Below are 14090 nucleotides of genomic sequence, written 5' to 3'. Positions count from 1 at the left end.
GGAGAGGATTTTCTTGGCAATCGGGTATCTCGGCGGGAAGCAATTTCCACAAGTCTCAGTCATAGTGGTAAATCTAAATGGTAAGGAACATTTGGGAGAATGTTTTGCCTCTCTGCATGAGCTCAACTATCCCAAGGACAAACTCGATGTCATTTTGGTGGATAACGCTTCCACTGATGGTTCCGCGGATTATGTTAAGGAAAATTTCCCCTGGGTGAAGATCATTCAAAACAAGGAGAATGTGGGTTTCGCGGCGGCTATCAATATCGGTGCTAGGAAAGCACGGGGAGATTATTTGGCTTTTCTTAATAACGATACTCGCGTGGATCCCGATTGGTTGGTGGAGCTATTGATCCCCGTTTTGAATAATCCGGATGTGGCATGTGCGGGTTCCAAGATACTTACCTGGGATGGCAAGGCTATAGATTTCGCGGAGAGTGCACTCAGTTTCTACGGACATGGGTTTAAGCTGGATACGGGGTCCACGGATATCGAAGCCTACGACGAGGAGAAGCCCATCCTCTTTGCCTGCGGCGGAGCCATGCTCGTCGACAAGCAAGTATATTTTGATACAGGTGGTTTTGATGATGATTACTTCGCTTTCTTTGAAGATGTGGACTTCGGTTGGAGGCTTTGGGCTCTGGGATACAGAGTGGTACTCGCCCCAAAGTCTATCGTTTACCATCGCTTCCATGGTACCACCCATAGGTTTGGTTATGAAAAGGAGAGAATGCTATTAGAGCGCAATGCCATATACACCATTTTTAAAAATTATGGCGACGAAAACCTGCAGTGCATTTTGCCCCCCGCGATTTTGCTCAGCCTCAAACGAGGATTGGTGGAAGCCAATTTGGATAAAGATTCCTATCGCTTTGGTCGCGAAGAGCGCGGTGGAGGTGAGCAAACCATCTCAAGGATTGCTCTCAGTCATTTTCTAGCCCTTGATGATGTCATTGAGGACATGCCAAAGCTCATAAAGAAGCGATCCTTCGTGCAAACTCGCAGGAGGCGAAGGGATGTCGCAATTTTCTCATTGTTCAAGGAACCATTTCGACCCAACATTTTCCAGCCGCAATATGTCGAGGCTCAGAGGAAGCTTTCGAATGCATTTGAGGTTGAGAGATTGTTTGAGAGAAAAACCCGCGTTTTGATAATAAGCAATGATACGGTTGCCCGGAGAATGGCTGGACCAGCCATTAGATGCTGGGAGTTTGCCAAGGCTCTCAGCAGGGAGCATGAAGTCATCTTAGCCATTCCAAATGAGACCGATCTGAAACCCGATGGATTCAAAATCGAAACCTACGAGAAGACCAAGAAGAGGAAGCTGGAGAAATTGGCTAAATGGTGTGATTTATTCATTTGCCAGGGATTTATTCTGCATCACTTTCCCTTTTTAAAGAAGGCAAGAAAGCCCATCGTTGTGGACGTTTATGATCCCTTCACCCTTGAGATGCTGGAGTTATTCAAATATAAGAGCTTTAAAGAGAGATTAAACATACATGAGGCGAACTTAACGGTATTAAATGACCAGCTTCTGGTGGGGGATTTCTTCATTTGTGCCAGCGAGAAACAGCGCGATTTCTGGATCGGTATGTTGAGCAGCCTTAATCGCATCAATCCTTCCACGTATGATTCGGATAAAACCCTCAGGTCTTTCATCGACGTTGTCCCCTTTGGTTTACCATCCCTCGCACCGAGACACACGAGGCAGGTCTTGAAAGGCGCTTACAGGGGATTAGACGAAAACGACAAGGTTATTTTATGGGGTGGAGGAATCTATAACTGGTTCGACCCCATTACCCTGATAAAAGCCATGTATAACATCGCTCAGAAAAGGGGTGATGTTAAACTGTTCTTTATGGGATTGGAGCATCCGAATCCCGATGTACCGGAGATGAAGATGTGCGTGGATGCCATTCGTTTGAGCAAGGAATTGGATTTATACGATGAATATGTCTTCTTCAATTTTGGGTGGATACCCTACGATGAACGCCAAAATTATCTGTTAGAGGCGGATATCGGAATAAGCATTCATCTTCAGCATGTGGAGACGGAGTTTTCGTATAGAACGAGATTGCTCGATTACATCTGGGCAGGTCTTCCCATCGTTGCCACAAAGGGGGATTCCATGAGTGAGTTGGTTGAGAGGCATAATTTGGGAAGAACGGTCGAGCCCGAAAACGTTGAAAATTTAACCGAGGTACTTTTGGAATTGCTTGAAAATCCCGAACTTTGCGAGACCTTCCGAGAAAACTTGAGGAAAATTGCTCCTCAGTTTACCTGGGAAAAAGTCACGGAACCCCTCAACAGATTCTGCTACGATCCAAAATTTGCTCCCGATAAAATTCTTGAGTGGGAGGAAGAGAAGAGTCGCGTCGTGGTGAAGCCAAGGTCCGTTACAACGAAGCCAAAGATAAGAAAATCCCCCCTCTATTACCTGGGAAGAGTGGTCTACTATTACCGTCGGGGAGGCTTTCAAGGAGTGATATTCCACGGGAAGGATTTCCTCAGACGCTTGAAGGAAAGCCTCAGCTAGTATAAATTATCCTAAGAGCTTGCCACTTAAGGTCCAAATACTGCTCTGTAGATCATCACGGTGGTTTGATCTCTTCTCACGGACTCATCGGGCTTGAAGCTTCCATCGGGATAACCTTTGATTATTCCCGCATCTTTCGCCGTCTCTATGTACTGCCAAGCCCAATGCTCTGGTGGTACATCGGGGAAGTATCCTTGGTATTGCATGTTTGTAGCTATTCCCAGTCCCCTGACCAGCATTGTGGCAAGCTGAGCCCTGGTTGCCATATCCTCGGGACCGAATCTTCCATCTCCGTAACCCCTGATGATCCCCATCTCATAGGCTGTCTCTATGTACTGCCAACCCCAGTGGTTGGGTGGAACGTCCGTAAAGTAACCTTTGTACTTGGTATTTAGGGGAAGTCCCAGGGAGTTCACGAGCATCTTTGTGAACTGTGATCTGAACACTGGATCAGCTGGGCGGAAGAGTCCATCTGGATATCCTGAGATCAACTCCTGATCCGCCATGAATTCGATCTCATTGAAAGCCCAGTAATTTGGGATTACATCTCGAAAGTGCACCAGAGCTTGACAGGTGTTTATTCTTCCGTATCCGTAGTAATCATCCTTGCCGGTTGGTCCAAGATCATCCGCCGCTAGCTCAATCTTCTCTTCCACTTCGTCTGGAGTAAGCGTCGGGTACTTGGAAGCGACCAAAGCGGCTAAACCCGATACATGGGGTGTAGCCATGGATGTTCCAGATCCATAAGCGTAGACGTGAGGAGGATTAAAGTAAGGATACCAGAAAGTACTCAGGATGTTCTCGCCGGGAGCTGCGACATCGACAAAGGAGCCATGATTCGACCAATAGGGTCTTTCGTCATTCTTATCGGTTGCTGAAACGGCGATGACATGTTCACAAGCTGCAGGATAGCATGTATAGGGAAGAGATGATTTGCTGGAGAGATTTCCCGCTGCCGCCACAACTACGCAACGTTTATCGTGAGCGTAATCTATAGCATTCTGTAAGGTAGTTGAGGGAAACGAGCCACCCAGGCTCATATTTATCACCTTGGCACCATTGTCAGCGGCATAAATAATTCCTTGAGCGACGTAATAATCCGTTCCCATGCCATATTTATTTAAAACCTTCACTGGCATTGTCTTTGCTCCCCAGCACATTGCAGCTATTCCCTTGTAGTTATCCGTCTCAGCGGTTGCAATCCCCGCTACATGTGTGCCGTGACCATGATCGTCCGTGGGGTCATTATCATTATTTGCAAAGTCCCAGCCGTTGTAATCGTCGACATACCCATTTTTATCATCATCCAATCCATTATCGGGAATTTCATCGGAATTGACCCAGATCTTATCCTGGAGATCCGTATGTATGAGATCTATTCCGGTATCCAGGACAGCTATGACGATATTACCGTTTCCCTTCTCTATATCCCAACCGTAATTCGACTCCGTGATTTGAAGTGACCATTGGGAACAACCATATGGATTTTGATCTTCCGAATAGTAGGGATCATTGGGCTTCACCACGAATGCCTCTCTGAGGTAATTGAGCTCGGCAAATTCAACTCTGGGATCATTCTCGTATTTCTCTATTATCTCTTCCACATCTGCACCTTCGGGGATTTTCACTCTGTGAACTTCGATGTGTTTAATCTTGCCTGCAGTGCAGTATGGTATTGCACTGCCTGCCCCGACGGGTCGGGGTAGGGCGGAGGTTATATGGTTCGATTTGTATTTAATTAATATCTCGCCTGTCCACTGGCTTGCAGTGCAGTATGGTACTGCACTGCTTACAGGGGCAGGTGGGTTTCTGAAATGAGTTGAGCATTCGGGAAGGATGTGATCGGAGTCCGCCAGACGAGCGGGAAAAGCCCCTGGAATATTCATGACAAAAGCCATGGCGGCGATAACTATGACCGCAGCGATTTCCTTCAGATGCTTTGCATTTTTCGTAAATCTGCCTGAACGTTTCATATAATTTCTCCCTTTAAACCACCTGCAAGCCCTGCAGTGTCAGTGCAAACGTCTACTTCAGGGCAAGTCCTGCAGGTGCTTCCACCATATATTTCGGCAATATTAGGTTTTCTCTTAAATTAAAATCGAGCTAATGGAGCTTTTGAGCTTGGCTTTTATCAGGTTTGGATGAAATTGGGAAAAGGAGGGAAACCAGTCTCTATAAAGAAGATTCTTGTTGGAGCAATTGGAAAGCACCTAACAGCCTGCATTAAAGTTTCGTACACATTAGACGATAAAGCTAAGGAGGGGCTAATCGCCAAATATTCTTGAGGAAGTTGGAGACTTCCCACAGCCCTGTAGGACATCTAAGAAGGGATATCGATGAGAAAGGGTTTGCTGCTTTTGGTCATAGCATTACTCATAATCTTTCTTCCAAAAACCTCGGCATTCGCTCAAAGATTTCCCGATGTTCCACCCAATCACTGGGCTTTCTATAGTATCGAATCCTTGGCCTCGAAGGGGATAATCAACGGTTATCCCGATGGACTATTCAGACCCGATGTACCAATCTCCCGAAGCCAGATCGCCAAGCTGGTCGTCCCATCCAAGACGTTATCCCTCAATACCACATTTAAGGGTTACTTCACCGATGTTCCTCAAACCCACTGGGCATGGCGGTACATAGAGACCGCCAAGGATATGGGATTGGTCAAGGGTTTCCCCGATGGAACCTTTAAGCCCGAGGATTTTGCGACAAGAGCTCAATTGGTGACCATCCTCATGCGCGACCACCCCTCGAATACTTCGGGTACTCCCTTCATCGACGTTCCTCCCGACCATTGGGCATACCCGTATATCATGACCGCAAAGAACGCCGGAATCGTTAAGGGCTACCCCGATGGAACCTTCAGACCCGATAGGTTCGTCACCCGCGCCGAGGCTGTAAGCATCATTTACAGGATATTATGTCCCTCAAATAAATTGATAGTCATTGACCCGGGTCATGGTGGTTCTGATAGTGGAGCATGCGCCAATGGATTGAGGGAAAAGGATGTAAACCTCGATGTGGCTTTGAGGCTGCGGAATCTTCTACAATCCCAAGGTTATGGTGTTATCATGACTCGTACTACCGATATCTACCTCAGTCTGCAGCAGAGATGCGACATCGCCAATAATAATAGAGCCGACATCTTTGTGAGCGTCCATCATAATGCGGCTACGGTGTCCACGGCACGCGGAACGGAGGTCTTATACTATACTTATTCCTCAAGGGGCAAGAAATTGGCGGAGTGCATCCAATCGGAGCTCATTAAAGCGATTGGGACAAGGGATCATGGGATAAAGCCCCGCGACGACCTCTACGTTCTAAAACACACGGTAATGCCAGCGGTGATAACTGAAGCCGCATTCCTTTCAAATCCTGAAGATGCGGGACTTTTAAAGCAGGATAGTTTCAGGCAGAAAATTGCCCAGGGAATTTGCAATGGCGTCGTCAAATACTTTAGTGTGAGCGAATAGGATATCCCAGAGATAATGACATATCCGATTAAAGTGACCGAATTTGGAGGTGCTATAAATGCCGGTGAGATCGTCCCTAGACGGGTCTCCGAAGTTGATTCTTTTGTTGGTCATAGCAATATTCATCCTGGTTCTTCCGAACTATGCCCTGGCTTCGGATTATATCTTTAAGGGTCATGGTTGGGGTCACGGCGTGGGCATGTGTCAGTGGGGTGCAAAGGGAATGGCCGAAGCAGGATATAGTTACCAGCAAATATTGAGCCATTACTATCAGCGAACTCAGATTGAATCCAGAAACACCGAAATTCTTATCAAAATTGGGGTATTAACTGATCAAACCTCTGTCGAGATAAGAGGGGTGAAAGCAAACGCGGGGAGTGGCTATTTCAACATTCGGGATGGTTCACCTGGAGGCAATGTTATTGCCACCGCCGGTCCCGATGAAAACTGGAAGGTTCAAAGCAACGGTCTTGGTCAATGCCAGATTTTTAATCCAAGTGGCAATTTGGTGGGCACTTTTCCCGGTCCCATATATTTTGCACCTTTTGGATACACACCTGGTGACGGGAATGTTGGTGACGATACCATCCTCGACGTACTTGGAGCTCATCTATATCGGGGTTATCTCGTCGTTAAGCTGATAAATGGCAGGTTAACGGTTATAAACGAACTTCCTTTGGAGCAATATTTGTGGGGAATATCAGAGATGCCTTCGAGTTGGCACTTAGAGGCGCTTAAGGCTCAAGCATGTGCTGCTCGAATGTATGCTTTAGCCAATCTAGGGAAACACGGAAGCGATTATGACCTTTGTGCCTCTATCCATTGCCAAGTCTACATAGGGTACGAAAAAGAAAGTTCTTATAAGGGTTCTAATTGGGTTTCAGCCGTTGGCGCTACAAGGGGTCAAGTTATCACCTACAATGGGAATTTGATAAAAGCTTATTATCACTCCACCTGTGGTGGTCACACGGAGAATAATGAGAATATTTGGGGTGGTACTCCTCTTCCTTATTTGCGCGGTGTTCCCTGTGAATTTTGTTCTGTATCGCCTCATCATTCATGGCAGGTGTGCATGTCCGCTGCCGATGTCCAAGGTAGGTTAGGCTCTTATGTTAAGGGGGATCTTTTAGATATCCAGATTACCAGCCGAGGTGTTTCGGGTAGAGTGATCTCAGCAAATATCATTGGATCTCAGGGTGTGACCGAAGTCGGTGGAGGGAGTTTGAGGTCTCACCTGGGACTCAAAAGCACTCTAATTGATTCAATCTCTCACAAGATCTTTCACTTGTGGGGCAACACCTGCTATGGAACCGCTGTTGCCATCTCGAAAGCTGGTTGGCCGAGCTCCAAGGTGGTTATCCTGGCAAGAGGGGACCACTTCGCCGATGCCCTGGCCGCTTCACCCCTCGCCTACACCTTCAGGGACGATCCCAACGTCAACTGCCCCATACCCGTGCTCCTCACCGATCCCAATTACCTCTCCCCAGAGATCTTACAGGAGATGAGGAGACTGGGAACCAAGATAGCCATAATCCTGGGAGGGCCCGGTGCCATCTCAAAAGGCGTCGAGGAGGAACTGAAGGCGAATGGAATAGTTCCGGACAGGATATGGCAGCATACTTCCTACGGAACCGCAGCCGATGTGGCCAGGAGGATGAAGATAAACTCCGAAAACTTCGGCCTCTCCCCACCAACCACAGCGATCATCACCACCGGAGAAAACTTCCCAGATGCCCTTGTAGTTTCCTCACCCGCGGCGGCCAACAACATGCCCATCCTGCTTACCAAGCCTACTTTGATTCCACCCGAGACCTTACAGGTCCTGCAGGACTTGGGGATCAAAAACCTGATCATCGTGGGAGGACCCGGTGCCGTCCACCCTGATGTGGAAAGGTATTTGAGGGAAAGGGGATACAACATATTGACCAGACTCTGGGGAGCTGACCAATACCAAACCGCGGTGAAGATCGCCACCGAAGGAAATGGATACTTCCACTTCTCCTCACCTGGATCGGTCTTCATCACTAGGGGAGACCACTTCACCGATGGTCTCGTCGGAGGAGCCCTCGCATCCAGGATGAACCCCGCACCCATACTTTTAGTTGAGCCTGACAAAGTTCCTGAGGCAACTCGCTCCTTTTTAGTAACCCATAAATCTCTCATCTACAGGGTCTATCTCTTGGGCGGACCCGGTGCTGTTTCCGCCATCGTTCAGGATGGCATCGATGGATGCCTTCGGTAGGAGAAAATATCGAGTCTCAAAAGCGAATTTTCGATGATTTAGCAAACCGATCCTGGCGAATCGTCAAGATAAGGAATTAAAAATCTTCATCCGTCTTGAATAAAGATTAACTAAATGCCGAGCTAAGAAACTACAATTTCGAGTGGCATATTCGTAACCTGAGTCATTTCTTTACTTTGTCATTAAAAGAAGGATAATTAAAAGAATTGAATAACTTAATTCAAAGACTTCCTGATTCTTTCTCGGATTAACTTATGATTAGAATTGTAAGGAGGAAAAGCGGTTGAAGCTTTCGGTTATAATACCAGCGTACAATGAAGAACAGACGATAAAGGAGATTATTCGACGAGTACAAGCTGTTAAAATCGATAAGGAAATCATTGTGGTGGATGATGGTTCAATCGACGGCACCACGGAGATATTAAAACAACTAAGGGAATCTAATAGCGAAATTAAAGTGCACTTTTGTCCCAAAAATAGAGGCAAGGGAGCGGCCATTAAAGCTGGTTTAAGCTATGTTACGGGGAATATTGTGCTCATTCAAGATGCCGATTTAGAGTTAAATCCCGAGGAATATCACAATTTAATTAAGCCTATAGTTAAGGGAGAGGCTAAAGTGATTTATGGTTCTCGCTTCCGAAAAAAGATCGACGGACTTTCTTTGTACACCTATCTTGGCAATAAGATTGTCACTCTCGCAACCAATTTGTTATATCGAATAAAATTGACGGATCAAGCCACGGGTTATAAAGTTTTTGCAACCGATGTAATAAAGAGTATCTCATTGGAGTGTGATGGTTTTGAGTTCTGCAGCGAGGTAACGGCAAAAGCAAGGAGGTTGGGTTACGATATTGCGGAGGTTCCCATCTCTTATTTTCCAAGGGCGAGGCAAGCTGGGAAGAAGGTTCGGTGGCAGGATGGTTTCAAGGCGTTATATACGCTATTAAAATATAGGTTTGCGAGGATTAAAAGCATCAAAGCCAATTAATAGGTAGACCTATTGAAGATAATTCGGAGATAAAAAGGGTTTAAAATTGGAGTGTTTTGTAGGAGGAAGTAGCCGGACAGTGAGAGGTAAAAGTGACCTACCCGCTTTATTTTTTCTCTTGATATTAAATGTTATATTTTTTTGGAAAGCCACTTTCCTGGGTAAGGTAATTCTTCCAGCTGATGTTCTTCTGCTTTTCTCTCCCTGGAAATATTATGCTCACAATATTTCCGTTTGGAATATCATACTGAGCGATCCCGTAAGGGAATTCTATCCCTGGAAAGCATTTTTAATTAACAGCCTCAAATCAGGTGCTCTGCCCTTATGGAATCCCTACATATTATCGGGGACTCCATTTATTTCAAATATTCAAGCCGCCCTGTTCTATCCTTTTAACGTAATTTTTTATCTTTTTTCGCCAAAGTATGGTTATGGATACTACATCATGTTGCATTATTTCCTGGCGGGGGTATTTATGTATTACTTTGGACGGACTATATCTCTTAATCGTGCTGGAGCCTTGGTTGCTGCAGTGGTATTCACCTTTAATAAATTCACCATAAATTGGTCTCAGCAGATTCCAGTTCTCAGCGTGATCATTTGGATACCTTTGGTCTTTTTATTCCTCGAAAAAATGATCTCTAAAAGATCATGGATTTACGTTCTTCTGACCGCTATAGTCTTGAGTATCCAAATTTTGGGAGGCAACATTCAATTCTCTTTTTATATCTTTCTCGCCGCTGGATTATACTTTCTCTTTCGCCTGTTTTTAGTGTGGCTCGATGACAGGAATTTTAGAAAATCGATTAAACTTTGTGGATGCATGGCGGTGGCTTTAACCACAAGTTTGGCTCTTTCCGCTGTGCAACTGGTTCCAACCTTCGCACTACTACCTTTAATTGTAAGGCGTGGGGATCCTTATGAGCTCATAATTACAGGTGCCTATAGATTCTGGTATTTGATTACCTTTCTTGTACCACACTACTTTGGCGATCCCGTTCGCAATTTTGCCTGGGTTAATGTACCCGTGGACTCGGGTTACGTGGGAATTCTTCCCCTATTGCTTGCTTTGGCCGCTTTTTTCTTTTTTAGAAAGGATAAGTTCGTTATCTTCTTTTCGGGACTCGCTGTGCTTTCGCTCCTACTTGCGTTGGGCACTCCACTATATAAACTCTTCTATTACTTACCTTTGGCCAAAACTCTTAGGTGCCCAAGCAGATTTCTTTTCCTGTATGTTTTTTCATTATCGGTTCTTTCCGGATTGGGAATGCACTATCTTACGAATTCGTTTTCCGAATCTAGATCAAAGAAAATGCTCTATTTTTTGGCAGTAGCCACAATTTGTGCTGGTCTTTTGATATTTTCAACCTTACCGGCGGTTATAAAATATAAAGCTTCTGCGATATATCTTGCTCGGGAGGTGGGATTATTTCTTTTGTTTTTTAGCGCTTCGGCAATCCTATTGACCCTTTTGCTTAGAAAGAAAATTAATGTTTCAATTTTTAAGGTATTAGCCCTTGGATTGATAGTTTTAGATATTTTCCTCTTCGGGATGAGCTTTCTAAGTTATGTGGGTCCTAAGATAGTTTACTTCGATACCCCTTCCATAAATTTTCTTCGGAAAGATCCGGAGCTTTTCAGAGTGGTAAGATTTGGTCACGAGGGTTTATTCTCACCGTTAACCCCAAATACGGGGATGATATATGGCTTGTTTGACGTCCAGGGTAGTGATGTTTTTATCCTCAACCGCTATGCCGAATTTGTAAATCTCATTGAAGATCATGGGAAATATGCAATTTTTAATGAAATTCCGAATTTTATAAGTGTTGACTCTTTAAATTCTAAACTATTAGATTTGCTGAATGCTAAATACATATTGAGTTCGGAGGAAATCCAAAGTTTATCCTCATGGAAAGTTTTCGATAAGGATATGAAGATTTATAAAAATCCAAATTATCTACCTCGTGCTTTTCTCATACATAGGTGGGAGGTTCTGAAAGGGAAAAAAGAAATTTTTGGGAAGTTAAAAAGCGAAAATTTTGATCCAAGGCACGTAGCCGTTCTGGAAAAAATACCTTCTTTGCCCAAGAAGGATGAGGTTTTATCCGGTCCTGTTGGTAGAGATTACGTCAGAATTACGGTTTACGAACCGAATGAGATTAAGCTTTTGGTTAACTCAAGAGGAAGATGCCTCTTACTTTTAAGTGAAGTATTTTGTTCGGGATGGAAGGCTTATGTAGATGGGAAGGAAACAGAAATTTTGAGAGCGAATTACATCCTTCGCTCGATTCCGCTTTCATCCGGCTCTCATAAAATCCAGTTGGTTTACCGACCTCGGAGTTTCTGGTTGGGCAAGCTCGTCAGCGGAATAGCGGCGAGCATTGTATTTTTTCAAATTTTAGCCCTAAACTTCCATAAAATTATCGGGAAGAGAAGGTAGTGCTTTTTCTCAAGGGAGTCGGCAGAACCATTGAGCTTTTCTTGACGCTAATTTGGAAAATTATTTAAAAAGACTGGAGGAGAAATCCGATAGAAAGAATAAAAAGTTAAATTAGAGGTTGCAAAGGAGGAGCAAGATGCGCACCAGGTTTCTAATTTTGATTCTCATTTTATTCATGGTTTTAGCATGCTTTCCCCATATTAGTAATGCAGCTAGTTATGAAGAAACCTTCTTTATAGCTCCAATAGTTGGTAACTGTACCTACGAGAATCTTATGGATATGAAGGGAAGATTAGGCACAGGGGGATATTATGCTAAAATTGGCTTCACTGCGAGTCTCTTTTATATGAGCGAGACAAAGGGAAGAGCTCAAGATTTTGAATTTGATCCCACCAATTTGAACAATATCCTTAACTTGGCGAAAGAGACTAATCTTCCTGTAGTTATCGTGTTTAATGGTGGACCTTGGGGGGGAACAGTGAGAAGAGACCCAAGTGTTAATGCCATTGTATACTTAGAACAAAATCCAATGAATTGCCAATGGAAAGACGATGGCACCGTTCCCACGGATGAGATGGGAACCATTCCAGGATTGGGGCGCCTGCTAACTTACAACAATCTTAATACGGAGATAAGGCGTTATCAGGAAAGGAATTTTAAAGCCGCTGCAACAATAATTGCCCAATTTTATCGAGAGCGACCGGACCTTCTCATTGGGGTAAACACAGATGCGGAGATTTTTATGAGTCCCTTTTATTATACGGATTACAATCCGGACACCATAAGGGAGTTTAGAGAATTTGAGAAAGCAAAATTTGGCGGCGATTTATCCGCTTTTAACAGAGCAATGGAGACTTCTTTTAAGAGCTGGGAGGAGGTGGGTCCCCCTCGTCCAGCTTTTGGAGAGCCAATCGCGGGTAATCCTCGAGCTGAAGAATGGACCAACTTTAGAATTCGCCTTGTGGATATACAGGTTCAAAGAGAGGTTGATTGGTTCCGAGAAGTGGGTTTGCCTGCCTCAAGAATATATACTCATCAAACGGTTCGAACCGATAACCCCTTTTGGAGCAGGTATTTTCTGGCTAGCCCCTTGGAAACTGCCAGTGTCAATGGGGGATGTATTGGAATTACAACCCTCCAGAACACTTGCTTCGATGAAAATCTTTTTGCCACCGCTCGCGCTTGGTCTCCAAATTGGGGCATCTTTGAGCATAATCCCAGCATTGGCCAGCCTCAGCATAATCCATATTCCGCATCTTATAACTGGGGGGATCATTACCTCCGTTGCTTTAGAGCCTTGCAAGTAGCTTATAGGCATGGAGCGCATATTTTATCTCCTTATTATTGGGAGAAGGAGCAGAACGAACCTTATTATACTATAAAGGGCACCGCTTTTGAGACGGCTATCAGGGATTTTATTAAATCAGTTGGCTCACACACCAGACCTCTCTGGGGTCAAACTTCTCATGGAACCGCCGTTGCTATCTCTCAAGCTGGCTGGTCCTCTTCCAGAGTAGTTTTAGTGGCTCGGGATGATTACTTCACCGATGCTTTACCCGGAGTTCCTTTGGCTTACACCTTTAGAAATGACCCGATGGTAAATACACCCATACCTATTTTACTCACTAATCCTGAAACTTTGAGTTCGGAGAGCTTAGCGGAGATAAAAAGATTGGGCACTAAAATAGCGATAGTTTTAGGTGGGCCCGGCGCCATATCTGAGAATGTTTTAAATCAATTGAGGGCTAACGGTATCACTCCCGACAGAATCTGGCAGAACACATCCTACGGAACTGCAGCCGATGTTGCCAGGAGAATTTTCATAAACTCCGTAAACTTTGGGATAGTCCCTCCAACCACAGCCATCATCACCACCGGAGAAAACTTCCCCGATGCCCTCGCGGTCTCCTCCCCAGCTGCAGCCAATAACATGCCCATCCTCTTGACCAAGCCTACTTTGATTCCATCCGAGACCTTACAAGTTCTTCAGGATTTGGGGATAAGAAATCTCATCATAGTGGGGGGTCCGGGAGCTGTCCATCCCGATGTGGAGCAATACTTGAGAAACTCAGGGTACAACATATTGACCAGACTTTGGGGAGCTGACCAATACGAAACCGCGGTGAAGATTGCAATCGACGAAAATTCCCTTTTCCGCTTTACCTCTCCAGGTCCTATCTTTGTGACTAGGGGGGACTTCTTCGCTGATGGATTAGCTGGTGGGGCACTCGCCGCAAGGATGAATCCTGCTCCTATCCTTCTTGTGGAACCAGGTATGGTGCCCGATGTAACCCGCTCCTTTGTCAGCCATAATAAGTCCAACATATCCACCATATATGTCTTAGGAGGACCCGGCGCAGTTTCTGAGGATGTTAAAGAGCAATTAAGTAGATTGTAAAATCATTAACTAG

General features: G+C 45.0%; 7 protein-coding genes. 6 read left to right on the top strand and 1 reads right to left on the bottom strand.

The window, feature by feature from the left end; translation table 11 throughout:
• The first annotated feature begins 13 nt into the window (after positions 1–13).
• Complete coding sequence (locus QMD66_01550; protein MDI6821554.1) at positions 14–2536, top strand: glycosyltransferase; 2523 nt, start codon at positions 14–16, stop codon at positions 2534–2536.
• Between the two features lie 26 nt (positions 2537–2562).
• Here the strand turns inward: QMD66_01550 and QMD66_01545 are convergent, their stop codons facing one another.
• Positions 2563–4509, bottom strand: coding sequence for a S8 family serine peptidase (locus QMD66_01545; GenBank protein MDI6821553.1), 1947 nt, complete (start codon positions 4507–4509; stop codon positions 2563–2565).
• 363 nt (positions 4510–4872) lie between these two features.
• On the opposite strand from QMD66_01545, the gene QMD66_01540 reads away from it, so the two are divergent.
• The 5 genes from QMD66_01540 (at position 4873) to QMD66_01520 (ending at position 14077) form a co-directional block, all read left to right on the top strand.
• Complete coding sequence (locus QMD66_01540; protein MDI6821552.1) at positions 4873–6009, top strand: N-acetylmuramoyl-L-alanine amidase; 1137 nt, start codon at positions 4873–4875, stop codon at positions 6007–6009.
• A gap of 58 nt (positions 6010–6067) precedes the next feature.
• Entirely contained in the window at positions 6068–8251 is a 2184-nt protein-coding gene (locus tag QMD66_01535; GenBank protein ID MDI6821551.1) for a SpoIID/LytB domain-containing protein, read from the top strand.
• Between the two features lie 283 nt (positions 8252–8534).
• On the top strand, positions 8535–9239 hold the full coding sequence (locus tag QMD66_01530; protein ID MDI6821550.1) for a glycosyltransferase family 2 protein: 705 nt from the start codon (positions 8535–8537) through the stop codon (positions 9237–9239).
• A gap of 79 nt (positions 9240–9318) precedes the next feature.
• Positions 9319–11679: a YfhO family protein gene (locus tag QMD66_01525; protein MDI6821549.1), complete on the top strand. Its 2361-nt coding sequence runs from the start codon at positions 9319–9321 to the stop codon at positions 11677–11679.
• A 136-nt stretch (positions 11680–11815) separates the two neighbouring features.
• Positions 11816–14077, top strand: a complete 2262-nt coding sequence (locus tag QMD66_01520; protein ID MDI6821548.1) for a cell wall-binding repeat-containing protein — start codon at positions 11816–11818, stop codon at positions 14075–14077.
• Positions 14078–14090: the final 13 nt, after the last annotated feature.

Source organism: Actinomycetota bacterium (genome assembly GCA_030018275.1).
Classification (GTDB): Bacteria; Actinomycetota; Aquicultoria; order Subteraquimicrobiales; family Subteraquimicrobiaceae; genus Subteraquimicrobium.
Note: the sequence above shows the minus strand (reverse complement) of the source record. Positions and strands in the feature narration are given on the sequence as shown.